Below are 26370 nucleotides of genomic sequence, written 5' to 3'. Positions count from 1 at the left end.
CGCAGCCTTAGATTCAACAAGGGTTTGCTAGGTGAGAAATGTCAGCCGCAACATTCGACGACGAAGGAGCTTCAGATTATGCTGCGCTCCTGGCTACTTGCTTCCCTTCGATTTGCCGTGACGCTGCAGAGCGAAGACAAGCTGGTGTTCCTTGCGGTGGCTGCTGAGCTTAACCGACAAGGATCGAGCGGACCAAGTTTCGAACAGTGCTTCAACTTCTTCCAGCGAACCAGCGTTGCAATTTGCCTGGCGGTGGTCAGCGAAGCCGATGAACATCGCACAGTCGTTCTGCAGAGCATCTGGCGCGGATTTCCGATGAGCGTCTCCGATCCGCCTTTGCGGCAGCGGTCAACATTGAATTTTCGATGGAAAGAACAGGCAAATCGCGCAAACTTAAGGCAAGCAACCTATGGAAAGGCCTGCGCCCACGTTTGCCGGCCGGGCCAGTGGAAGACCATGTGCGCCTCGGTCGTCAGGGCCAGCTTGGATCAGGCACTTTAGCCTCCCTTTGAATGCTGTAAGCACGCTGACCTACTCGTGCCTATACGGAAAACCTCGCAAAAAAACGGTCCGAAAAGTGCTGCAAAAAGCGGCGTAAATCGCAACTTGCCGCTTATACGGAAAATATGAGTTTGTGAAATGGCTCCGCCAATTTATAGCAGGCCTTCATTGCCCCCCGGTGTTCCATAACATCCGAATAGCGAATGTCCGCCGTTGGCCGTAACGTTGTCGTGCGCATCAAAACAAGCTCGCAAAATCCCATGTCTACCGACAACAGTGTCTTCATGGTGCTCAGTACTGCATCGCGGTCTAGTAACGACGCCCATAAAACTCTGAAGGGGCGGCAAAAGCGCGCACAATTCATGAATTCATTAGATAGGTCCATGCAGTTTGAAAGGCGTTATCGGCCCCGTCGGTTGCAACTAAACTAGTCTGGAATACTTCCATTGTGGCGATCGTGACGTCGCCTGAGGGAAATCCGTTCAAGGCGGCCGTAACGCCGCTGCAGAAGGAGCCATATCATGGACAGACCGGCCCATCTCAACATCTCCAGCCGCGATCTCCTGATCGTCGCCGGCGCCTCCGTCGCAGCCAGTGCCACATCCCGTCCCGCGGAGGCGCAGCAGAGCTTCCCCTCCCCAGCCACCCCTGCCCCGGTAGCGGCTAATGTCACCATGAGGGTGAATGGATCGGCCCAAACCCTGGAGCTCGACACCCGTACGTCGCTGCTGGAGGCTCTCCGTGAGCATATGCATCTCATCGGCACCAAGAAGGGGTGCGACCATGGCCAGTGCGGCGCTTGCACGGTGATTGTCGACGGCCAGCGCATCAATTCCTGTCTGACGCTCGCCGTGATGCACGAAGGTAGCGTGCTGCCACACTACGAAAAAATGGACCACGACGAGTTTGGATCGCCGTCGAATGCAACAGCGGCGCGAAGTTGGTCGGCAAGAGCTTGCAAAAGAAGTTCTTGATCGTTTGCGGCAAAGGCCGGGTTTCGAAACCGTATCCGACGTCAGCATCTCTGAGATCAACGATCCCGAAGCTAGCAGTAACTGGCGCGCATCCGTCCTTGAAAAGCATCGCAACGATGCTCTCGACATCAAGCGGGCGGTCGAGCAGATTCAGGGCGAATTGCGTCCATTATACAGACTTCGGCCAGAGTCCGCTTAACGGCCGTCGCACAAACCGGGACCGCGCGGAGCTGGTGGCAATCGATCCCGATACCATCGTAATCTTAGCGCGACGCGCGCAGTCCTGCGATTCTAAGTCATTGGTGGGTCGGTACAGGGCAACGCCGCGCGTCGACAACGAGCCCAGGCGAGAATGGAATGCGCTCCGACTTCAGCGGGTAGCCGACTTAGATGCTAAGGTGGGTAGGGCTGCGAAAGGCGCGGTTTGAGAAAATTGCCGCTTACGGCACGCCATGGCGATGTCTGCGATAAGCACCAGCGACGACATCGAGTGGCTTTTTCTGCTTAATAATCGAGATCCGATAGAAACGTCGTACTTACGATCTCTAGCTTCTTTGACCGCCAATACTCGAACATAGCAGCACGTCGGTTTTCATAAACTGTTGCAAGGTAATCGTAACACTGTACGCCAGTGTGCTCTATTCCGAAGTACTCTGAACCGCGAAGCTCTCTTCGCGATTTTGGCGATCTCCGATCTCCGCATAATAGACTGTTTGGTCATAAGCTCCTAAGACCCAGCACAACTGATGATGGGATGGAACAGTTGTCGTCGCGGCGAGCGAAGGTGTCGTGGCAAAGCAGAGCAGTAGAGCCGCAGCGCTCTGCCGTTTTTGCCAAAATCTCATACGTTTGTCATCTCACCGGGCTTGGCGCAAAGACGGCGTCTGCGCCTTTACGAGATTGGCGGCTTCACGTTGAGCGTAATCAGTCGGGGGTAGCGTCGATGCGATGACGAGTGCAAGGATAACGGCCGCTGTATAGAGCGCAACTACGGATACGGCCCACTTGCGGTGCGTACGACGGTCCTCTGACGAGAGATTTTGTAGAAAGCGCTTCATGGAATTCCTCCACGGCTTGCCATGGTTATAGCAAGCGTTTGGAGGGGCCACTGTGACCGACGTCACATCTTTTGTTGTTATTTTGTGGCCTGCGCGAGACGACGTCGGAACGCCGTGTCCAGGCGAATTATACATTCGCTCGTCAACCTAGATCCGACCGGCACCGATATGACGACTTCAAGGACAGCGCCGGGCATCGAGCAAGTATAATACGTCAGCGCTTCGGTCCTGCAGCCCCTGGTGTCAGCGCCTGCATGGTTAAACGGTGGACGTCGTCTCGCATGTTGTTGAGAGCGTGGGCTCGGTGGCCAGCCTGCAAGGCTTGGTCGATGCGGCCGGCGGTCAACTCTTGCGAAGGTGACATTTGCACTTTGCTAGTACGCCATCGGAACTCCAACTCCCATCGGGCGAGGGACAGGAAAGCCTAGGTTCCACCAAGTTTCGAACACCTGGGACACGATCGTTTTCGGCCGCCGCCGATAAAACCCGATTCACCTAGTTTAGTGCTGCGTTGCGACCAGGACCAACGTCGGCTAAGAAAGAGCTTGGGTTCATGTTGGAGCTGCAGGCATTGGTGAATGCACAGCGGCTCTATGAGTGCAGGGCCGTGGTTCCAGAACGTGCATCTAGCTTTTGCGCAGCGATTACGACTTCGAGGCGATTGCGGACCTGAAGCTTTTGCATCAGGAGTGTCATGTAATGCTTCACGGTTTTTTCACTGATATGGATTGTCAGTGCAATCTCCTTGTTTGTTTTTCCATGCAACAGGAGACGGACGATCTGCTGTTCGCGCGTGCTAAGCTTGACCGCTTCCGCAGCCCGTCGGCGCAATGACGTGTCTCTCAGTGCCGCAATAACGCGGCTTGCAAAATGCTGAGTAATGTAAGTCTCACCACCAACGGAAGCCATTATAGCGTCTATGAGTTCGCGAGCGCTGCTGCCCTTTAACACGTAGCCGCTTGCGCCTGAATCAAGCGCCCGAATTGCTGGTTCAACCCCTGTTGCGGCTGTGAAGGCAATAACCTTAGTCGAAGGTTCCAAAGTGACTGTTGAAGTTATGGCCGCGTAGACGTCTCCAGGCATATTTAGGTCAACCACCATGACCTGTGGTCTTGTCGTCCTGCAGATTTCAAGCACATCGTCCGCTGAACCGCCGGTGGCCAGAATTTGAAACCCGCCTGTTCGCAGGAGCAATGAGGTAACTGCTTCGACCATCAAAGGATGGTCGTCTATCAAAGCAATGGAGATCATGTCCGGACGCCTCACAATATGGCCGAGATCTCTATGAATAAACGCGCATAAAAAATATGCACACAGACTAAGCTCTCCAAGATCAATGTGTAAATAGAAATTCTTGCGGCCAACCTCATCGCCTTTCGGGCATTGTCGGTGGCCATTTTGAGTCGACCGCTAATGCCGCGGAAAGGTGACTTTCACGCACATTGTTTCCTCGGTTCGATTTGTACTGAAGCTGCCACCCAAGGCTTCGACACGGCGGCGCAGCCCGGGCAGCCCTAGTCCGCCTATGCGCATCTTGTTCTCAAACGCAAATTGCGCACGGTTGGTGATGGTGATGGTGATGCACTGATTAGTTTCGTATGCGACTAAACGCTGCTCTTGGCCCTTTCCGTGAATGTAAGCATTATTCAGCCCCTGCTGAACTACGCGAAATACGCATACACGAAGTGCTGCGGAAGCTTCAAAAGCTATTGGGCCTACTGTGCGTTTGACCGATGTGCCTGTGATCTTCTCATGATGATCAATAGCAAAATTCAAGGTTTCGGCGATGCTAAGTCCATCGAGTTCGGGTAACACGAGGCCAACTGAGATGTCGCGCAGTTCCCGGAGAATGGTGGCTGTAAGATCTTCGACATTGGTTTTTAGCTCGCTTTCTGATCTATCAATGTCCAGCTCCGAGTGATTTTGATAATTTAGTTCGCTGAGCTTGAGAGCAAGAATGCTGACTAGTTGCACTGGACCATCATGCAGGTCTTGACCGATCTGACTCAGCAAGCGCTCGTTTGAGTGAAATACATCGTCCTTAAGCGCCTCGGAGATTTGTCGAAGCTCAACGTTCTGAATTGACAGCGCCGTGGCTTCGGTTACCCTTTTTTGAAGTTCCCGTCGCTGGTCAGTCACAATGGCGCTAGCCCGCCACACCAGGAATAGAAGAGCCAGCATCATTGGGGCAGTTACCGCGCCTACGACACCTATGGCAGCCCAGCGAAACGACTTCAATTCAGACTGCAAGCGAAGGCCGCTATTATAAATTTCACCTACGGCAATGATTTCACGTGTACCGCTTCGATAAATTGGCGCGTATATCTCTATAAGAGGCAGCTCCAGATGTCGTTCTGCTTGGTTCTCTTCCTTTCCTAAATTGGTCAGCGAGCCAAATGCGCTGCCACGAAAGGCAGTGTCCAATTGAAGCGACGGAAATTTCTGGCCAACTAGCTGTTTGTCAGTCGCAAATATCAGCGTGCCGTCCCGCAACCAGATCTTTACAGCCTTGGTGCGGTCGCCAAGTGCTATTTTCAATAATTCGTCCAGTTTTTCTGTCTGCGGCTGCGAAAGCGTCTTGGACGTAGCAAGCTCTTGGAGGGACGGGCCGAGGAGTATGTCGATTACAATTGCGCCTTCCTCCGCAGCAGTCTGCATCAGGCTGGACTCAAGCTGGCGGGAGATGAAGAAGGACAGGAGAGCCATCGAAAGGAAAATAGTAGCGGCGGCTGCGCTCAAGAACTGCCGAAGGAGTCTTGGTCGTTTGCCAAGACCGCCGGATTGCAAAAACATTCGGCCTCCATTGCGCAGCATGGTCGCGAGCTAGGCAATTTTAAATTTTCAGTTGATTGTCGGGGCTTTTACTCTGTTGGCCGTCTTTTTCAGATGGCAGGCGGAGATTAATGCTTCGAGCCGATTTCTAGCGTGCATTCTCTGCGTCAGGCGTGCCACGTGGTGCTCAACATCCGTCTTGCAAATCCGCAGAGCGTCGCTGATCTCCTCATTGGACTGATCGCGTACAAGTAATCGAATGATCTGTTCGTCGCGCATATTCAACGTTACCGCTTCCGCAGCTCTTCGACGAAGCGTTTCATTTTTTAAATAAAAGGCAGCCTGAGCCGAAAAAGCTTTCGTGATATATGTTTGGCCTTGATCAACAGCCACGATGGCACTCAGAAGGTCCGCTGTAGCGTTGAGTTTAAGTACATAACCCATCGCGCCCGCGTTTAGTGCCCGCACAGCAGGCGCTACGCCGGAGGCGGCGGTAAAAATCAGTACTTTCGTTTCGGGCGACAAGAGGGTCACAATCTTTATTGCGCTAAAAATGCTTCCTGGCAGATCGACATCAGTTATCAAAACGCGCGGCCGGCTTCTGGACGCGACACAAATTACGTCATTAGCGTTTGTCCCGGTATCTACGATTTTAACGCCCGGCGTTCGGCCGACCAGAGCGCTGACCGCCTCGATCATCAGTGGATGGCCGTCCACCACAGCAATATCCACCACTTTCATTGCTTTTGGCCTCGCTAAATAATCAACGAAGGACGATCAGCTTGTCGAGAACGCTGAGCATTGATGAGTGTCAGGCAATTTGCATGCTTAGAAAACGCGCCGTCGGGGACGTTCCGTGTATTCTGTGCCGGCACCGCCGATGTAGTTGACGTGACTTCACGGCCGGCGAGACAATGTTCGTGAAGATCGCATTAGAAAGAATGTCAGGGGACGATTGTTCCTCATTCTCTATCGTCTGGTTGCTTGTGGTCAAGTTGCTGGGTGTCGGGCAATGCCCGCCTGACTTCGCGGTGCACCAGATTCTCCCGCTGCAGCTCGGATCGCTATCAATTTACCGATCCTCAGACAAAGGTCCGATGATAGTGCGACCTTTGACTTAGCGACGCTCAGACCTTTCTCAGTTTCTCCGAAGCCGGAGCAGGCGCAACTTGTAGAGCATCTCGACCGTCAGAAAAATGGCCAGACCCGTGGCCAATGACGGCATGGCTCTAGCAACAGGAGAGCACTATGGTCTCGTACATCAGAAGCGATCTCGATTTCATCCTCGCGCAGATCAAGATCGCTGAGGACCATGCGTTGTTCGAACGGACGGGCGGTGCTCAGGGCAAACCCCTGTTCGGACCGACCGGGTCCATACCGACCTACAATCTTAGTTGGGGCCTGCGCACGGTCGATGGCACATACAATAACTTGCTGAATCCGGAACTGGGCGCCGCAGACAATGAATTTCCCGAGGGGCTGGGCACCCAATTCCGCACCATCATGGTCGATCCCGACGGGCCGGGGCCCGCGCCGATGGTGCCCATCACCTATACGCCGGGTGTCGATAATGACGGCCCCGGATCCGCCGGTCCCGGCGATGTGTTCGATCCCTATGTCCGAACGATCTCCAACCTGATCGTGGATCAGACGCTGGGCAACCCGTCGGCCATTTTGACCGGGCTGCAGCGCGCCGGGATCGTGGCGCCGGCCGACCAGATGGCTGTCACGGCGCAAATTTCGGCGGCTTACGCGCCGCTCGCTGATGAGTTCAAGGCTGTGTCCGACGCCGAACGGGCGGACGCGGAAGCGCAGGCTGCATTATCCGCCAGCCCGGGCAATCCGGATCTTCAAGCTGCCGCGGCAGCCACCGCGGCGGCCTTGTCGGCAGCACAGGCGGCGCTGGATACTGTTGATGATGACCTGATGGCGCTGCTCACCGCCAACGGCATCGAGCTCGAAGGAGCCAACGTCAAGATCACCAACACGGCCCCGGACGAGGGCCTGTCGGCGCCCTTCAACTCATGGTTCACACTCTTCGGCCAGTTCTTCGATCACGGGCTCGACCTTGTCGCCAAGGGCGGCAACGGCACGGTATTCATCCCGCTGATGCCGGACGATCCGCTATACGTTCCCGGTGGTACGACTAATTTCATGGTGCTGACCCGAGCCACCTTGGCGGGACCTGGCGCCGATGGCGTGATGGGAACTGCGGACGATACCGACCGTCCCGTCAACACCACCACCTCGTTCGTTGACCAGAACCAGACCTATACCTCGCACCCGTCGCATCAGGTGTTCCTGCGGGAATATGAGCTTAACGCCGGTGGCGAGCCGGTTGCAACCGGCCGACTCATCGAGGGCGCCAATGGTGGGATGGCGACCTGGGCCGACCTGAAGGCTCAGGCACGCAACATCCTGGGAATCGAACTGGTCGACGCTCATGTCGGCAATCTGCCTCTGCTTGCTACCGACCAGTACGGCAACTTCATCCCGGATCCTATTACAGGTTTCCCGCAGGTCGTGATGGCGGGGCCGCCACAGTTCTTGGCCTCGGGCACCCCTGGCGCTCCGCTGAGTCTCGTGAATACCGTGCCGGATGGTCCGGACGCCGATGCGCTGCCTGACCTGGTCCATCTGGCAGTCCGCACCGGCCACGCCTTCCTTGCCGACATCGCTCACAATGCGGTTCCAACAGGCCTCCAAGATGGCGATATCGAGATCGGGCTCGGCAATGGTGACGGCAGCGCGACTGACGGGTTCTATGACAACGAACTCCTCGACGCGCATTTCGTCGCCGGTGACGGCCGCGCCAACGAGAACATCGGCCTGACCGCCGTCCACCATGTTTTCCACTCTGAGCACAACCGGCTCGCCGAACACACCAAGGCCGTCGTATTGGCCGACGCTACAGCTCTGCTCGACGGTGGTGCATCGCAGGCGGAGGCGGTCGCTTTCCTGAACGAATGGCTGATCGATGACGTGGCGAGCGTGCCGGCCAGCCCGGCAGACCTCATTTGGGATGGCGAACGCCTGTTCCAAGCGGCCAAGTTCGGCACCGAGATGCAGTATCAGCATCTGGTGTTCGAGGAATTCGCCCGCAAGATCCAGCCCAACATCAACGTCTTCCTGGTTCCCGACGGTTATGACGTGACGCTCGATCCCTCGATCGTCGCCGAGTTCGCTCATGTGGTTTATCGCTTCGGTCACTCTATGCTCACCGAAACGATTGATCGCTTCGACCCAACCTTCAACGCCGACCATATCGGCCTGATCGAGGGCTTCCTCAATCCGCTGCAGTTCATGAACAACGGCACCACCGGGACGGTCGATGCCGACATCGCGGCAGGCGCCATCATCCGCGGCATGACGCGACAGGCGGGCAACCAGATCGACGAGTTCGTCACCAGCGCCTTGCGCAACAATCTACTGGGTCTGCCGCTCGATCTCGCGACCATCAACCTCGCTCGCGGCCGTGACACCGGCGTGCCGACTCTGAACGAGGCCCGGCAGCAGTTCTATGAGGCAACCAACGAAGATTCCCTGCTCAAGCCCTATGAAAGCTGGGTCGATTTCGCCGGTCACCTCAAGAACGAAGCCTCGATTATCAACTTCATCGCCTCCTACGGCACCCATGCGCTGATCACGAGTCAGGCGACACTTGAGGGGAAGCGCGACGCGGCGCTGACCATCATCAGCGGCGTTTCTGTCGGCGGCCTTGCGGTTCCGGCAGACGCGTCTGACTTCCTCAACGGTCTGGGCGCCTATGGCGCAGCCGGGGCGCTTGGCGGTCTTAACAACGTCGACCTCTGGATCGGCGGCCTTGCCGAAGCGACTATGCCTTTCGGTGGCATGCTTGGCTCGACCTTTAACTTCGTCTTCGAAGTCCAGATGGAGAACCTGCAGAGCGGCGACCGGTTCTACTACCTGCAGCGCCTCGATGGTCTGCATCTGTTCGGTGAAATGGAGAACAACTCCTTCGCCGCATTGATCATGCGCAATACCGATGCGACGCACCTGCCGTCGGATGTGTTCTCCACTCCCGGTCTCATCCTGGAAGTGGATACAACCCGGCAGTTCAACGACCTGAACGGAGACGGAATTCTTGAGAGCTCCGATCCGGTGGGCGGCGGCATCCTGACACCCCTGGTGGTCCGCAACGACCCGACGACCCCCGGCACAGACACAAACTACCTGCGCTACACCGGCGGCGAACACGTGGTTCTCGGCGGCACTGAGCTCGCGGACACGTTGATTGCCGGTATCGGTGACGACACGCTGTTCGGCGACGGTGGCAACGACAAGCTCGAAGGTGGCTTCGGCAACGACATCATCAACGGTGGCGAGGGCGATGACATCATCAAGGATAGCGGCGGCGACGACAACATCAAGGCGGGCGCCGGCAACGACGTGGTTCATGCCGGACCCGGCCTTGATCTCGTCATGGGCAATGACGGTCAGGACTTCATCTTCCTAGGTACCGACATGGGCTCGGAGGTCTTCGCCGGAACCGGCAATGACTTCATCTACGGCAACAAGAACGCTGAACGCATTCTCGGCAACGAGGGCAATGACTGGATCGAAACCGGGACCTTCGACGGCGCGCCGGGCGATAACTTCGACGAGATCTTCTCGCACGACACCATTGACGGGCACGACGTATTCCTGGGCGACGGCGGGTTCGACGAGTTCATCGGCGAGGGCGGCGACGAAATTTTCGTCGGTAGCGCCGGCCGTGGCAAGATGGTGGGCATGTCCGGCTTTGACTGGGCAACCTACAAGGACAATCCGAATTTCGTGAACGCCGACCTGTCGATCCCGATCATATTCGACGAGGCCCCGACGCTGCCCCAGAATGCTGCGCTCGACGAGTATGAGTCGGTCGAAGGCCTGTCGGGCACTCGGTTCAATGACGTGCTGACGGGCACCAACCTGCTTGCTGCCGATCGCCTCCCTACTCTCCAGGGGGGGACCGAAGGCTACCAGGGCAGTGCACTCGACGCCGAAAGTATCGCCTTGATCGACGGTCTGCAGGCGGTCCTGGGCGCTGGCGTCACTGAATATAGCGCCGGCGACATCATTCTTGGCGGCGACGGCAGCGACCGTATCACCGGCCAGGCCGGCGACGACATCATCGACGGCGATAAATGGCTCGACGTGCAGATCGGCGTCTTCGCAGTTGGCGATACCGAGCACACGGGCATCCCGATCGCGCTGCATAATTCCATGACCACCCTTGCAGCCAGCATGTTCAATGGCACCATCAATCCGGGCCAGCTGGGTATCGTCCGCACGATCCGGAACAGCACCACGCAGGAAGCCAATGGCGAAACCGTCGACAGCAACGGCGTCGCAGACGTCGACACGGCCGTTTTCTCCGGCGCACGGGCCGAATATGACATCACCTTCAATCCCAATGGCACCATCACCGTAGCCCATACCGGGGGTCTGGCGACCGACGGTACGGACACGCTGCGTAACATCGAGGTCCTGGACTTTACCGACCAGGACATCTCGCTGCTGGCCCCGATGCTGGATCTCAACGGGGATGTCACCACCACGGCAACCACGACAGCTGCGCAGGCCTATCGCGACACGTTCGATACCGCCGCTCATAACAACAGCAACGGCAGCGTAGCCTGGGGGGGGACCCCCTGGGTCGAGACCAACGATACCACGACCGGCAATGTGGTCACCGGTGGCCAGATTCAGCTCGACAATGGAACCAACGAGCTGCGCTTCACCGCTGGCGACGGCGCGCAGATCACGCGCACTGTCAATCTCAGCGGCGTGACGACTGCCACGCTTTCATTCGATTACGATCGGAACAACGGCACCAGCAGCATCGATGCCGGCGAGTCCATTGTAGTTCAATACTCTCAGTCCGGATCGTTTGCGCCTGGAAGTTTCACGGTCCTGACGACGATCAACGAAACCTCAGGAGGAGGTGACGGCGCGGATACGTTCAGCGTCGCTCTGAACCTCACTGGTGCAGGTCCGAACTCGGCGATCCGGTTCGTCTCCAGTGCGATCAGCGCCGGCGAATATGTCCTGATCAACAACTTCAACATCGCGACCACAACCACCACGACCACCACTACGCCCGGCACGCCAGGCAACAACTATGTGACGAACTACGCGGAAAATGGCGCTGCCGTCGCAATCGCCGCTGGTTCTCGGATCACCGATGACGGCGCGACCATGGCCTTGGCCCGTGTCATTCTCACCAATGCCAGTGCAGGCGATCTGCTGACGGTACTTGGTGGGCTGCCGGGCGGCATCACATCGGCGGTCGACACCAGCGTTGCCGGTCAGATCACCTTGACCCTGACTGGCAGCACCTCGCTCGCCAACTACCAGACAGCGATCGGGCAGGTCCGCTACTCCAACAACTCGGAGAATCCGACCGTTGGCGCACGCACCCTTCAAGTCACTGTCAATGACGGCCTGCTCGATAGCGCGGTCGCCACGACAACAGTGAATGTTACCGCCACGAACGACGCACCAGCCGCCAATAACGACACGGTCATCACCAACGTGGCCGCGAACACCTCGTTCTCCATTTTGCAGGCAGCTTTGCTCGCCAACGATACGGACCCCGAGGGTTCCCCGATCACCATCGCTGCAGTGGGCGGTGCCACCGGCCTTGCAGCGGGACCGGCACTGGGGGCGGGGGTTATCACCCTCTCCGATGATGCGACAGCCGGCGGCTCCTTCACCTACACCGGCAGCGACGGGACTTTGACCGACCCGGCCACGGTGACGATCAACCGCGTTACCACGGCCAATATCACCGGCACCGGAGCTAACGACATCATCGTCGGCAACACCGCCGTCAATGCGATTATCGGCGGTGCCGGCAATGACCACATCAATGCCGGCGACGGCGGCGACACGGTTAGCGGCGGCACCGGTAACGACATCATCCTCGCCGGCACCGGTAACGACACCATTAACTGGAATGCCAATGCAGCGGGCGATACCGACGGCTTCGACATGGTCAACGGCGAGGCCGGTGCAACCGACACCTTCGTGGTCAACGGACGAGCCGGCACTGCCGAGACTTTCATAATCTATGCCAGGGCAGCAGCCCTGGCGGCTGGGGTCCAGGTAACCGGAGCCGATAGCGAGATCGTCATTACTCGCACGGTCGCCGGCACGACGACGGTCATTGCTGAACTCGACAATATCGAGGAGATTTCGGTCAATACGCTCAATACTACTATCAACAACGGCAACAATCCGACAACTCCGGATGGAGGTACGAGTAACGGCGACACGATCCAGGTCATCGGCAATTTCAATGCGCCGTTCACCAGCCTGAACTTCAGCACCATCACCATCGACGGCAATGCCGGTGACGATACTGTCGACATCTCGGCCCTAACCTCGGCGCACCGCATCGTGTTCCGCTCGAACGGCGGTAACGATACGATCATCGGGACGTTGCGGCCGCAGGACGTGATCCGGCTGCCGGAAGGGGCAGTTCCAGACGATTACGAGGTCACGACCGATGCGAACGGCGTGACGACGATGACGAGCGCCAGCCAGAGTATCTCCTTCACCAGTCCCAATGGCCTGCCGCAGTTCGGCGGCCATGACGACGACGATGACGAGGATAACGACGATACGGCTGGCAATGACGATAGCGATGATGACTGTGACGACGACGATGACACCGATACTGCCGGTTCAGGAACCGGTGGTGTTCGAGCCGGAACGGCTCAGGCCGACGTACTGGTCGGAACGGCACAGGACGACAACATCGTCGCTTTCGACGGAGACGATGTCGCGATGGGGCACGCTGGAGCCGATGCGATTTCGGCAGGCGCCGGAGCGGATTTCGTCAATGGTGGTGACGGCAGGGATGTCATCTTCGCCGGCATTGGTGACGACCAGGTGTTCGGTGGTGGCCATGCCGACATCATCTACGGTGATGCAGGTGCGGATCGCATGCTGGGCGAGGCAGGCAACGACTTCATCAATGCCGGTGCAGGAGATGACTCCGTGTTCGGCGGTGCCGGCAACGATCTGATCGTGGCCGAGATCGGCGACGGCAACGACGTCTACTTCGGCGACGACAGTGACGGCGGCAACGGCATCGACACGCTCGACATGTCCGCGGCGACCGTGAACGTTACAGTCAACCTGGGATCCGGGCTCATGTCGAACGGAACGGCGTCCAGTTCCCAGACGGGCAACGACACCATCTGGGGCATCGAAAACGTCAATACTGGGTCCGGCAGCGACACCATCACCGCGAGCAATGCAGTCAACGTGATGCATGGCGGAGCTGGTGGCGACACGTTCAGGTTCACTTCGGCTTCGGCCGCCGAGGGCGACACCATTCTCAGCTTCGAACCCGGTGACCGGCTCGATCTGACGGCCATCGACGCCAGCATCGGCGCGGCGGGCGACCAGAGCTTCACGCTGGTCGGCGGCGCCGCCTTCACCGCGGCGGGCCAACTCGCGGTGACCTTCGAGACGCGCGAAGACGGCGAGTTCACTGTCGTCCAGGGTAACATCGACGGGAATACCGATGCGGACTTCAAGTTCGAGGTTGCAGGTCACCATAACCTGACTGCCACGAACGTCGGTCTCTGAGACCAACAGGCAGGCGGCGCCCCGCGCCGCCTGCCTGCCTGTCTTCTCTCCAATTCCCTAATCAGGACGCATAGGCATGGCCAAGTCCAAAGAACTGACGCCAGGCAAGCGGCGGAACCTCGCCGAGCTGACACGCGGCTTCCGCGGCATCGTTATCTTCCTCTTCCTGATCTCGGGGATGATCAACGTGCTGGCCCTGACCGGGTCGCTTTACATGATGCAGATCTACGACCGGGCGCTCACCAGCGGCAGCATTCCAACGCTCTTGGTGCTCTCGACACTGGCAATTGGCCTGTATCTGTTCCAGGGAGCCTTCGACGTGATCCGCTCCCAGGTTCTGGTGCGCGTCGGCGCACGGCTGGACAAGAAAGTGGCGCCGCTCGCGCACCGCGTGGCGATCGATATGCCACGATTCGGGTTCTCGACGTCTGAGGCGCTTGAGCGCGGGCGCGACGTCGATACGGTGCGTGGCTTCCTCGGAAGTCAGGGACCGGCGGCGCTGTTTGATCTGCCGTGGATGCCAATCTACTTAGCGTTCATCTACTTCTTGCATCCGTCATTGGGTGCTCTGACTTTCGCGGGCGCCTTCGTGCTCACAGTTCTGACGGTTGTCAGCGAAATTCTCACAAAGCGGCTCAGCCTTTCCACCCGCAAGGCGGCGATCGTGCGCAACACGATCGCAGACAGCAACGCCCGCAATGCAGACGTCCTCAAGGCGATGGGATTCGCCGGCCGCGCCGTGGGGCGCTTCAACGACGCCAACGGCGAACATCTGGAACTGCAAACCAAGGCCAACGATATCACCGGCACATTCGCCGCCGTGTCCCGGGTGCTGCGTATGCTGTTGCAGTCAGCGGTGCTTGGTCTCGGTGCGTATCTGACGATCAAGAACGAACTCTCGGCAGGTGCGATCATCGCCTGTTCGGTAGCGTCTGCGCGTGCCCTGGCGCCGGTGGACCTGGCGATTGGCAACTGGAAGTCCTTCATCGCCGCGCGGATGGCCTATCAGCGGCTTCGCGATACGGTGGTGGCATTAGCGTCCGTCGATCAACCGATGCAGCTTCCCGTGCCGAGCCGGCGTCTTAGCGTTGAAAAAGCGACGGTTGCGGTCCCAGGCTCGGGCCAGGTAATCCTGAGCGATATCAGCTTTGAACTCGAGGCCGGGCAGGCGCTCGGCATCATTGGTCCCAGCGCCGGTGGCAAGACCACCCTGGTGCGAGCCCTGACCGGCATCTGGCCCGTGCTACGCGGCAACGTCCGGCTGGATGGCGCTGATCTCACTCAATGGCGCGAAGACGAAGTCGGCCAGCACATCGGCTATCTGCCACAGGAAGTCAGCCTGATGGACGCTACCATCGAGGAGAACATCTGCCGGTTTGAACCGGCCCCGGACTATCGCAAGGTTGTCGACGCGGCCCGGGCCGCCGGTGTTCACGACATGATCGTGAAGATGCCTGACGGCTATCGCACCGAGCTTGGGCCACAGGGCGCGGCGCTCTCGGCGGGACAGCGGCAGCGGGTTGCTCTGGCGCGTGCGCTTTATGGCAATCCGTTCATCGTCATCATGGATGAACCCAATTCGAATCTGGATGGGGAAGGCGAGGAGGCCCTGACAAAGGCGATCGAGGGTATCAGCGCGCGCGGCGGGATCACTATCGTCATTGCCCATCGGCCGAGCGCGCTGGTCGCAGTCGGCCTGGTCGCGATTGTACAGAACGGACGCCTGGTCGCGTTCGGCGACAAGCACGACATCATGACTCCGGGTTTGCGGCCGGCCGCAACCTCAGCTTCCGAGGCTGTCCCTGTCCCGAACGAATCTGCATTCAACGTCGAGGCACGGAGGCCAGCATGATCACCGTAAAGGCTCTCACGCAGCAAGCGCATCCAAAGCAGACGTCGCGCCAGGATTTTGTCGAGCAGCAGAATGACAAGCGCAGCATCATTCCCCTTACCTTTCTGCTCTTCCTTACCGCATGCGCGGCATATCTAAAGAGCTTTTTGCCAATCCGGCTTGAAGCCCGGGACGATAAGGGAGAGCGAGAGGACGACGAATCCGAGCAAGGCGCACCCGAGCAGGACACCGTTATCGGTAGCGCAGATAGCGAGGATGCCACCCCGGTTCTTGCGAAATCGTCAGACAGCGTGAGCCCGCTTCGCATTTCGGCGCCGTTGGATGCCGCATTTCCGGTAAATGAGAGCCGGGCTCCCAAGGAGTCCGTAAGACCGGCGGTGGTTCGGGTAGATACAGGCTCATTCGCCGACGAAATGAAGACGGCGACCGATCATCGCTCGCTTGGCCCGTCTTCGCCGGGAAATGGCGGTGGCGGAGGAGGTGGCGGGGGAGGTGGCGGCCAGAGTCCTGAGCCGCTGCCGCGACTTGGTGTGGTCGACAAGCCTCCTGCTCTTGAGCCCGGGCCGACGGATGCGGATCAAGCCCGTAACCGCTCGCCGCGGGTAACAGGACCAGTGCGTCTGCAAGACATGGTCGGTTGTCAGACGTTCCTGATACCGCTGCTGGCGTTGCTCTCCGGAGCTTCGGACGCAGACGGAGATTCCCTCACAGTAGTCGGTTTGTCGTCTTCATCGGGAACGCTCACCCGGACGTCAGACGTCGAATGGGAATTCGTCCGCAACGGTGCCATGACTGGCGATGTGACGCTCACCTACACGATTAGCGATGGTCAGGTGTCCGTTGTTCAGACCGCATATTTCAGTATAGTCGAAGCGCCCCCTATTTTAGGTACTACAGGCGACGACAGCCTGCTCGGCACGCATTGCGCCGACACCATTCTTGGCGGGGATGGCGACGACAATATTGATTCACGCGAGGCGGCTGATCGCATCACTGGTGATGCTGGCGATGACCACATCGTGTCGGGTTCTGGCAACGATATCGTCTATGCGGGCGCGGGGGAGGACATCGTGTTCGCTGGCGCCGGCAATGACATCGTGTTCGGCGGATCGGGCAACGACTTGCTGTTCGGCGAAGATGGCGACGACACGTTGATGGGCGATGAGGGCAACGACGTCATCTTCGGCGGGGCAGGAAACGATCTCCTGCTGGCGGGCGAAGGAGACGATAAGGCCGAAGGAGGTGACGGTACCGACACACTCTATGGTGGCACCGGCAATGACAAGCTCTCAGGTGGGGCAGGTCGCGATGTTATTGTCGCAGAAGCTGGCAACGACCTGTTGGAAGGCGGAGACGATAACGATGTTCTTTCCGATGGTGGCGGATCCGACGCGGTTCGGGGCGGTGCGGGCGACGACTACCTGATCGCTGCAGCGGACGCGGCCGACGATATTTATGCAGGCGAGACAGGATCCGACACGCTCGATTATTCCGCATCTTCAGCGGGCATTGTGGCCGACCTGACGGCCAAGAACGTGACCGGCATCGACGTGGGCAACGACGAGATCTCTAGCATTGAGAGAATCATCGGAGGATCAGGCAGCGACCGCATTTCCGCCGATGCGCTGGAGGCAGTCTGGATGGATGGCGGCGCGGGAGACGACGTGCTGTATGGCGGATCCGGCGATGATCTGCTCGCTGACGGAGCAGGGCGCGATATGGTTCATGCCGGCGAGGGATCTGATCGGGTGGTTGCCGCTGCTGATGCATCCAGTGACGACTACAGCGGCGGTGATGGGCACGATACCTTGGATTATTCATCCGCCACGCTGAGCGTGACGATTGATCTAAGGCGCAGCACCGCAAGCGGGGCCGACGTGGGCGAGGATCTCATCGCTGACTTCGAGGAGGTTATCGGCGGGGCGGGCGACGATCGCCTTATCGCTGGTGCAGGTGATGTCTCCATGAGCGGAGGAGCGGGCGACGACACTTTTGAATTCTATCAGCGGAGCGAAGGCGATCAATCGCCCATGACCGTACGTAAGATTACCGATTTCACCGTTGGCGATCGGATCGTCGCCGCAACCTACGAAATCAGCTATTTTGGAGAAGTTGGTGCCGAATCCGTAGCCGACCTATTCGACGACATTTACCTATCTGGCGAGGTTGACAATCGTCCGATTCGTTTTCGGTTTGAGAACCGTGACGCCGGCGTCGATGTCACATTGGTCGACGTTCATGATCGCCCTGACGCGGACGATTTTTATTCGATTGAATTGCTCGGACATCACCATCTCCAATTTTCTGCAGCTATCACCTGATTCAGTGTGGAATTAATCATGAAGCATCAGAATCTAGATCATTTCTCTGGAGCAGCCTCAACTGGCTCTAAGGCCACAGTCCCGGACGAGAAGACTTTTCGGCTTTGGCCCAGAATGGTTGTTGGCTTGGTGCTTGTTGTAGCTTTGATCGTGGGACTGGGAGGCTGGGCGGCGCTCGCCCTCTTGGAGGGTGCGATTGTCGCTTCCGGGGTTGTGAAGGTCGATCAAAACCTCAAGGAGGTACAGCATCGGGACGGCGGCATCGTCAAGTCGCTTGCGGTCCGACAAGGTGATCTCGTCCAAGAAGGGCAAGTGCTTGCCACGCTAGACGACGTTCAGATTAAGGCGGAGTTGCTCATAGTGCGCTCACAACTTGGCGAGGCATTGGGCCGGCAAGCTCGCCTGATCGCGGAGCGCGATAATTTGGACAGCATCGAATTTCCCACGGATCTCTTCCGCCTTTCGGCCTCTGCCGACAGCGTAGTTCATGGCGAAACGCGATTGTTCGCCGGCAACAAGATCGGCCGGGATAGTCACAAGGAGCAACTTGGGCTCAGCATTAGTCAAACTGGAGAGGAAATTAAAGGAATGGAGGCTCGCCTTGCGGCCAAGGAACACGAGATAGTACTAGTAGGCGCCGAGCGTGATAAAATGGACGGTCTCTTCGAAAAGAAGATCGTTGAGTATACTCGTGTCTACTCAGTTCATCGGGATTGGGCCAGAATACTTGGTGAAAGGGGCGAGATATCTGCCAGTATCGCCAGAGCGAAGGTTCGCGCCAGCGAAATCAAGGTGCAGGTCATTGCTGTCGACCAGAACGCGAGCACCGAAGCTCAGCGTGATTTGCGTACCGTCGATGCGCGGATCTCAGAACTGAGCGAGCGCAAGCTTGCGATCGAGGATCGGCTATCGCGAACAGAAATCAAATCGCCGGTGACTGGCTATATCAATGAACTCTCGGCATTTACAATTGGAGGCGTCATTACGCCAGCCGCGCGCATTGCCACTGTGGTTCCGGAAAGCGCGGAGCTAAAACTTGAAATCAAGATCTCGCCCAATGACATTGACCAGGTTCGTGAAGGGCAGGCCGCGCGTGTTCGTCTCACGGCATTTAACCGTACCACGACGCCGGAAATGAAGGGTTTGTTGGGCATGGTCTCGCCTGCTTCCTCGCGAGACCCCACAACGGGCCAGGAGCATTACATTGCCTACGTCCATTTGCTGAAAACTGAGGACGCGCTAAATCAGTTAAAAGGGATCAGGCTAGTTCCCGGAATGCCCGCGGAGGTCTTTGTGACAACGCAGGAGAGGAGTGCAATGTCATACCTTGTCAAGCCATTTGCTGACCAAATGAACCGGGCGTTTAGAGAGCGGTGAGACATAGCCTCGGCGTCGCGTTTCGCTTACTGTCAATACTGCCGCCGAGCCCAATTCATTAGGCGTTACACGTCGGATTTTAGACGAGACTTCTGTGCCATAATTCTGACTCCTGTGACGTTGCGAGCGGCTTCGCTCCGTGGTCAACGCTGATTGCAGCGATTTCGCCATCATCGCAACTGCAAGCTTCTAATGAAACTCAACACGTCGCCCCTGGAGTTTGTTCTTGCCTACTGCCCGGGGAGCAACCTTTTGCGAGGACATGATTGATTGCGTCGGTGCACTTACAATGCATCGCAAAGAATATGATCAATGGGCGATCAAAGTCGGCACTGTGATGTTCCTGAGCAATGACCGTGTCACGCCGCCGAAAATGAACTCCCTGGTTCTGGCATGGCTGTAAGCGCCGAGCACGATCAAATCCGATCCATCGTAAGTCGCGAACTCGCGAATTACGTCGGCGATGGCTTTGCCTTCGGACTGTCGTTGCTCGACGGTAGCGATGACACCATGCCGGCAGAGATAGTGCGCTACATCGGCGCCTGGCTGTTCGCCGTGGGACGCGTTCTTCGTCGGATCAATCACTAGCACGGTAACGGCTTGCGCGGTCGTCATTAGCGGCAGCGCATCGCTAATTGCCCGCCGCGCTTCGCGGCTCGCATTCCAAGCAAACAGGATTCTGTTAGCGACGCCGTCGCGGCCCCAGCTGTCCGGCACGATCAAGAACGGAACACCAGTCGCCAACAACATGGCCGCAGGAGTTCCCTGGGCAGGCAGGCCGCCTGGCGACGGATAGCCAACGATGACTAAGTCGCTGTGAAGCGAATGCAGGCGTGCCAGTTCGTTGGAATTGTTGGCCTCGATGGATCTGAATTCAAACGTCACGCGCTCGCGACCGGCTAGGGCCTCGAAATTTTTGATGGCCCCCGCGGCCGCTTCGCGTTCGAACAGGCTATGGCGCTCCACCATTTCGCGCACGGCAACGGCTCCGGCGACGAAGCCATCTGCGGGATTTCGCCGCCAGCCTGTGGGCGCAATGAACACGCCGATCAGGTGAGCGTCGTGTTCAGCAGCAAGGCGGACGGCATAGCGGGTCCGGGCCGCGCCTCCTGGCGAAGGGTCGACGAAAACGATCAGAGACTTGAGGGCCATAGTGCCTATCCGATCAGATTCCGCGTCGCGCGCCTGCTTTGCCAGTTGCAGTGCAAACGATCTGCCCGGATCGCGCTGGCGGGCCAGTCCACATGCAAGACGCGGCTTGGCCTGTGCCGATATGAAGAGGACGTCGGCTGACATTTTGCACGAGCAGCAGCATGGCCCGGCGGGACTGAACGGCGGCTGAACGAATAGCGGATAGCGGGCAAATTCGCTGTGCAATGCCTAGGTAGCTCTGCAACAAGAGCGGAGTCGCATAACTTACATTATGGAGTAAAAACCTAGGCTAGCGACCAGCTGACCGTCGCCGGGTCCGTTCGATGCCATCATTGATCTCGCCCTGGCACGCTTCAACGGCCAGTTCGCGCGAGCGAAACTTAACCGGCCCCTGTACCGCACGATTGTCCGAATAAATGTTCCAGCGCCAAAGCCCCGGCTGGACCTCCTGCACGTCGTATTGAATTGTTCGATGTAACAATGTGCGTACTCCCCGTTCCCCAGTGGAGGATAACACAACCGGAGTGGTTATAAATTCTTGATTCACACAAGACATCCGGCGGCTGGATCCGCCTATCGAAAGGTCTGAGCCTCCCCAGGAACGGATCTTATCTGACGCGCTTGAATCTGCCGTCAGTTGCGGAGTTGCGTTGTGTCCTGGTCAACTCGATTTCCAAATCCGATCGTCCTGCCTGCCGGCGGTAAGCTGGCCACCCTGCAGGATGCCGGTGAGTATATCACCCGGCTGCCAAAGCAAACGCACGACACTCCCCCGTGGCAGAACGCGATGCACGTCTTGATCCAGGCCGCTGAGTATGGCGGGCCAATCGAGTTCGCGCGCCTCGGCATGCTGCAAGCACTCTTTCCCAAAGGCACTCCGGTTTACCACTCGGTCGACAAAGACCCGAAGTGGCGCAACCGTTATACGCCAGTGAGGGATCGATGAACCTCTCGGACTAAGGGCTCACACTTTACACTCCGTGTGAGGCCCAGCTTATTCTCAAAGATAGTGATGATTTTTGTGAGCGACCTTGGCTAGTGCTTCAGTTTGAGTACTGAACTTTTCTCATCGACTCGGGGAGATAAAAAGAATCCAGTACCCACATCACCGCCTTGCCACGGCATCCATCGGTGACTGAGAGCCGGAATGCTCCCGCCTTATTTTGCGCGGTGAACCATGTCCCTCGCACCACCAGCCCCAGACTTCAACCGAAGCTGCTGTTGCTTTGTTGCGAGCTCGCAGCCCTGTGCATTTGACACTGGATGCCATACGAACTCAGGATCATAGATTTCGAAACACGCAGGATTTGCGACGAGCTAGATCGGCTTCCGCCTGATGGTAAAGAGCGAATGGGTGCGCAGTGCCGAGAGAGGGGGCCTCACGTCACCACCCTGCGCTTGGCTATTTCTTTCTCTATTTGAGCATCCGGCACCTCATAGCGGAAGCCTCTTTTGACGACTGCATCAAAAAAAACGCGCCATCGATTAATAGCGCGGTGAAGTCGATGTGATTCGCCCTGCGTGGGCATCACTATCGTTAGCTGAACCGCTAACTCTGCAGAACCAATCTCACACGGCATCTCGCACGGTCCTCAACTTGAGGTGTCTTTGGACCGACGGCGCGGCGTAGCAGCTGCTTGCGAAACTTAGCCATTGCAGCATTATGCAAATAGCCGAAGCTTGACCCCAGAAGCCTCGCTTCGGTCGGCCCGGCGGTAGAGCGACCTACTCGCCGGGCCTTTAAGAAACGATGTTCCGTGACGTCGCTTGTTGGAGCAGCCGGACAGCATCCTCCAAGGTCGATAATCCGGTCAGGCCCGACGCGCATTGCCTCCGATGACGTCGGGCCGATCTGTTGCGAAGGTGGCTAGACCTTCACCGTGAATAACTCGCCGCCTAAAGCCTAGCCGTGATGTTGCATCGCACGCCGGAAACGTCGAAATTTAGTTGTGTGGATCCGTCTAAGTCGCGAACAACGAACTCTTCGAGCAGCCGACTTCCGAAGCCTTTTCTGGTCGGTGGCGCTACCGGGGGTCCACCACTTTCTTCCCAATCTAAATGTAAAATTCCTTCGCTGACGGTCCACCCCACGCCTACCCGGCCTTCCGGACGTGACAGTGCGCCGTATTTGATTGCGTTCGTGGCGAGCTCATGCAGGGCCAGGGACAGCGCAAGGGCGTGCTTTGGCGAAATCTCGATCGGGCTGCCGGAAGTTTCAACTTGGGACGGGGTAAATGCGTCCAAGGCGCGCCTGACAACGTCCGTCAAGTTCGCGCCGGTCCAGGCGCGCACGGTCAGCAGGTCATGAACTTCAGCCAAGGAGCAGATGCGACGAGACAGCGCCTCCCTGGCGGAGGGCAGATCGCGTGCCGACCGCAAGGTTTGTGAAGTGATTGCCTGAATGGTGGCCAAGGTGTTTTTGATGCGATGGTTCAGCTCGTTGAGCAGCAGGCGCTGTAATTCCTCGGATTGTTTTAGCTTGGTGAGGTCTCTGCTCGCCCCGGCAATCGCCACCGGCTTTCTCTGCGGGCCCTCCCCTTCGAATTCGACGAGACCCCACGCGCTGAGCCATCGCCAACTGCCGTCCAGTTGCTTCACCCGGTATTCCACGTCGTAATGCCCGTCGCCCTCGGGGGCGAAGGCCTTCGCCACCCGCGACCACATGAGTTCCAGGTCATCGGGGTGAAACTTGGCCTTCACGCCCTCTTCATCGTGGTGGAAGCGCGCGTCGGACAGTCCGTAAAGGCGCTGCGCGTTCGCATCGTAGATACAGATATTATCGGCCACCGTGTAACGCCAAGTGCCCATCTCCGAGGCGATCATGGCGAGATCGAATGTACGTTGTTGGCGGTCGCGAGACTGGGTCGTTTCAGTCGCGTCAGTCACAGCGTGGACGGCATCAGTCACGTCAACGAACGCGCCCTTCGGGATGGACCCTCGCCGCGAGGATAGTGCACTCGGTACCGCCAAGTCGTGGTGTTCCATGACCTCAAAATGCGCGCCCTGCACCTGATCCGTGCAGTAACTGCACATGCAGATCATGCGTCGGCCGCGAACGGCCTTCTGAACCAACGATTCATAATCCTGAAAATCCGCCCATTGATCCTGGGACACCCAAGCGCAATTCCCGTTGGTTCTTAGACCAACGTAACCAAGTTCGAGTGCGTCCCGCTCGCGCTGCTCGAGCCCCTTTACAAGCTCATGAGGCTGAAGCTTCTCTCCCGCTGCGTACCATTCGTCGCCGTTGGCAATTTCGATCTGCTTATCGCGTTCGCGCTTGTCGAGATCGGACACTGCCGCGCGCAGGGCGGAACGAGCCTGTTCTGCATTGAACGCCTTGCCAGTCACCCAGAGGCATCGTTCATTATTCTCCAGCCCGGCCTTGAAATACGGCACCAGCACGTCGCGAAGCTCGTCGCCTGACCCAAAAAATTGGACCACATGACTCCCCCACCGAAGATGGGGTACGGTCTGTAGGCCGGAAGGAGACCAGGGTTGCATTGCAATCTCTTGAGTTACAGTTCCCGGATAAGGCTTTCGGTGTAGGATAACGTTTGTCCCGCCGGGTTGGAAGATGTTCGGCGGTCCGCCGAAGAGAGGTTTTGCCGAATCCGGCACATTCACGTGCGATGAGGCAGTAAAGTTTAATTCGGGAACCGAATAGGAACAAAACACCATCGCCGGCGCTTGGATCCGAGGGGTCTCGCCATTGCGACCCCACCTGCCTTCGGGGGGCATGGGGTTTACTGGCGTGAAAGATCAGCACGGACCAATCATGGATGTAGAAGCGAGAAACAACGTCCACGTGAGTGGGCGGGGTGACCGGGCCATCGTTTTCGCGCACGGCTTTGGCTGCGACCAAAACATGTGGCGATTTGTGGCGCCGGAGTTCGAGGGCGATTTCAAGGTTGTGCTGTTTGACCACGTCGGCGCGGGCGGGTCCGATTTGTCCGCCTACAACAAGGACAAGTATTCGACGCTTCACGGCTATGCCGATGATGTCGTTGAGATCATGCGGGAGTTGCGGTTGAAGGACGCAGTGTTCGTCGGTCATTCCGTCAGCGCAATGATCGGGCTTCTTGCTTCATCAAAGGCACCTGAACTGTTTGGACGAATGGTGCTGGTTGGACCGTCGCCCAGATACATTGACGATGGCGACTACGTGGGCGGATTCAGCGAAAAGCAGATCGTAGAGCTTCTCGAGTTTTTGGAAGACAATCACATGGGCTGGTCCGTCGCGATGGCGCCTTCGATCATGGGCAACCCGGACCGGCCCGAACTCGGCGAGGAACTGACCAACAGCTTCTGCCGGACCGATCCCGAGATCGCCAAGGCGTTTGCACGCGTGACCTTCACGTCTGACAACAGAGACGATCTCGCCGAGGTCACCGTTCCGACTCTGATCCTCCAGTGCAGCGAGGACATCATTGCCTCCGAAGAAGTTGGAAAGTTCGTAAGGAGCCGGATCCCGGGCAGCGAGATCGTATTCCTTAAGGCGACCGGGCACTGTCCGAACCTGAGCGCTCCCGCAGAGGTCGTCTCGGCCATCCGGGCATATGTCTGAATTCGAACCCAGAGACGAGTACAGGGATTTATTCGAGAACGCCCCTTGCGGCTACCTCACTATCGGATCTGACGGGCGCATCACGAAGGTCAACGCAACGTTGACGGCCTGGACGGGTATCGAGAAGGACAAGTTCGCTGGCCGGCGTCTCCATCAGTTCCTGAATATCGCCGGCCGCATCTATTACGAAACCCACATCGCGCCCCTGCTGCGGATGCAGGGCTTTTTCAACGAGTTTGCACTCGACTTCGAGACCGCCGCCGGCGAGCGGCTGGCGGTGATCGCCAACGCCGCCGAACGCCGCGATGGCGATGGCACCTTGCTGTTTACAGCGGTCGTGGTCATCAAGGCGACCGACCGGCGGCGCTATGAGCGTCAATTGGTTGATTCGAGAACGGAGCTTCAGAAAGGTCTGGCCACGGAGCGAGAGACTGCGAAACTGCGCGAGCAGTTCATAGCCGTCCTCGGTCATGACCTGCGCAATCCACTTGCGGCCATCAGCGCCGGCGCGCGGATCCTGCAGCGCTCGGGCGCGCTGCAGGAGCACAAGCACCTCCGCGTCCTCGACATGATCAATACCACCGTCACCCGCATGTCAGACCTCATCGACCACATCCTGGATTTCGCGCGCGGACGGCTCGGGGGCGGCATCACCTTGAGCCGCGACGCCAAGCCGCTAGAGCCGGTCCTCGAACAGGTCGTCGACGAATTGCGGACGGCCTCGCCCCAGCGCGTGATCGAGACCACCTTCGAATTGACGGAACGCGTCAACTGCGACCGCACGCGGATCGGACAGCTGCTGTCGAATTTGATCGGCAATGCCCTCACCCACGGGGCCGCGGACCAGCCGGTGCGTGTGGGCGCAAAAACGGACAGCGGCAAATTTAAACTCTGGGTCGCGAATGCCGGGGAACCTATCCCAGCGGCAGCCATGGAAAGGCTGTTCGAGCCCTTCTTTCGGGGCGACGTTCGCGACAGCCGCCAGGGCCTCGGACTCGGCTTGCATATTTGCTGGCAAATTGCCCAAGCTCATGGCGGGAGGCTCGACGTCACCTCGACGCCAGATGAAACACGGTTCGTTTTCACGATGCCGCTCGTTCCATAGGTATCGTGATGAACACGTGCGACCACCATCCTGAGCCCTCAACTTAGCGGAACAAATCCTTGCCTAACCGCTTGGCAGAGAGAAGGAATG

Annotated in this window: 14 protein-coding genes; 9 read left to right on the top strand and 5 right to left on the bottom strand. The window is 58.2% G+C overall.

Going from position 1 to position 26370, the window contains the following annotated elements; genetic code table 11:
• The first annotated feature begins 78 nt into the window (after positions 1-78).
• Both A4A58_RS30640 and A4A58_RS30040 read left to right on the top strand, forming a co-directional pair.
• Complete coding sequence (locus A4A58_RS30640) at positions 79-501, top strand: hypothetical protein (protein WP_139069982.1); 423 nt, start codon at positions 79-81, stop codon at positions 499-501.
• 521 nt (positions 502-1022) lie between these two features.
• Positions 1023-1475: a 2Fe-2S iron-sulfur cluster-binding protein gene (locus tag A4A58_RS30040; protein ID WP_081422141.1), complete on the top strand. Its 453-nt coding sequence runs from the start codon at positions 1023-1025 to the stop codon at positions 1473-1475.
• A 1649-nt stretch (positions 1476-3124) separates the two neighbouring features.
• On the opposite strand, the gene A4A58_RS28980 is transcribed toward A4A58_RS30040, so the two are convergent.
• The 3 genes from A4A58_RS28980 to A4A58_RS28970 all read right to left on the bottom strand — a co-directional run bounded on the left by A4A58_RS28980 (position 3125) and on the right by A4A58_RS28970 (position 6046).
• Positions 3125-3784 carry a response regulator gene (locus tag A4A58_RS28980; RefSeq protein WP_081422140.1) on the bottom strand — a complete coding sequence of 220 codons (660 nt, stop codon included), beginning with the start codon at positions 3782-3784 and terminating at the stop codon, positions 3125-3127.
• A gap of 159 nt (positions 3785-3943) precedes the next feature.
• Entirely contained in the window at positions 3944-5326 is a 1383-nt protein-coding gene (locus A4A58_RS28975; protein ID WP_086937169.1) for a sensor histidine kinase, read from the bottom strand.
• A 48-nt stretch (positions 5327-5374) separates the two neighbouring features.
• Complete coding sequence (locus A4A58_RS28970; RefSeq protein WP_068738795.1) at positions 5375-6046, bottom strand: response regulator; 672 nt, start codon at positions 6044-6046, stop codon at positions 5375-5377.
• A gap of 507 nt (positions 6047-6553) precedes the next feature.
• Here A4A58_RS28970 and A4A58_RS28965 point away from each other — a divergent pair.
• The 4 genes from A4A58_RS28965 (at position 6554) to A4A58_RS28950 (ending at position 19459) form a co-directional block, all read left to right on the top strand.
• Positions 6554-13909: a peroxidase family protein gene (locus A4A58_RS28965; RefSeq protein WP_068738794.1), complete on the top strand. Its 7356-nt coding sequence runs from the start codon at positions 6554-6556 to the stop codon at positions 13907-13909.
• A 76-nt stretch (positions 13910-13985) separates the two neighbouring features.
• Positions 13986-15761, top strand: a complete 1776-nt coding sequence (locus tag A4A58_RS28960) for a type I secretion system permease/ATPase (protein ID WP_068738793.1) — start codon at positions 13986-13988, stop codon at positions 15759-15761.
• Positions 15758-18082, top strand: coding sequence for a calcium-binding protein (locus A4A58_RS28955; protein WP_068738792.1), 2325 nt, complete (start codon positions 15758-15760; stop codon positions 18080-18082). Before A4A58_RS28960 ends, A4A58_RS28955 begins: the two co-directional genes overlap by 4 nt.
• Positions 18083-18100: 18 nt before the next feature.
• Positions 18101-19459: an HlyD family type I secretion periplasmic adaptor subunit gene (locus A4A58_RS28950; RefSeq protein WP_068738791.1), complete on the top strand. Its 1359-nt coding sequence runs from the start codon at positions 18101-18103 to the stop codon at positions 19457-19459.
• 309 nt (positions 19460-19768) lie between these two features.
• On the opposite strand, the gene A4A58_RS28945 is transcribed toward A4A58_RS28950, so the two are convergent.
• Positions 19769-20611: a universal stress protein gene (locus tag A4A58_RS28945; RefSeq protein WP_068738893.1), complete on the bottom strand. Its 843-nt coding sequence runs from the start codon at positions 20609-20611 to the stop codon at positions 19769-19771.
• 652 nt (positions 20612-21263) lie between these two features.
• On the opposite strand from A4A58_RS28945, the gene A4A58_RS28940 reads away from it, so the two are divergent.
• Positions 21264-21557, top strand: coding sequence for a hypothetical protein (locus A4A58_RS28940; RefSeq protein ID WP_068738790.1), 294 nt, complete (start codon positions 21264-21266; stop codon positions 21555-21557).
• A gap of 950 nt (positions 21558-22507) precedes the next feature.
• Here A4A58_RS28940 and A4A58_RS28935 read toward each other — a convergent pair.
• On the bottom strand, positions 22508-24052 hold the full coding sequence (locus A4A58_RS28935; RefSeq protein WP_068738789.1) for an MEDS domain-containing protein: 1545 nt from the start codon (positions 24050-24052) through the stop codon (positions 22508-22510).
• A gap of 334 nt (positions 24053-24386) precedes the next feature.
• Between A4A58_RS28935 and A4A58_RS28930 the strand changes: the two genes are divergently transcribed.
• Positions 24387-25175: an alpha/beta fold hydrolase gene (locus A4A58_RS28930; RefSeq protein ID WP_068738892.1), complete on the top strand. Its 789-nt coding sequence runs from the start codon at positions 24387-24389 to the stop codon at positions 25173-25175.
• Positions 25168-26280 (top strand): PAS domain-containing sensor histidine kinase, encoded by a 1113-nt coding sequence (locus tag A4A58_RS28925; protein WP_068738788.1) that lies wholly within the window; start codon positions 25168-25170, stop codon positions 26278-26280. Before A4A58_RS28930 ends, A4A58_RS28925 begins: the two co-directional genes overlap by 8 nt.
• Positions 26281-26370 lie beyond the last annotated feature (90 nt).

Source organism: Tardiphaga robiniae, from assembly GCF_001618955.1.
In the GTDB taxonomy this organism is placed as follows: domain Bacteria; phylum Pseudomonadota; class Alphaproteobacteria; order Rhizobiales; family Xanthobacteraceae; genus Tardiphaga; species Tardiphaga robiniae_A.
The sequence above is the reverse complement of the archived record's forward strand: the minus strand, read 5'-3'. Positions and strand labels throughout refer to the sequence as shown.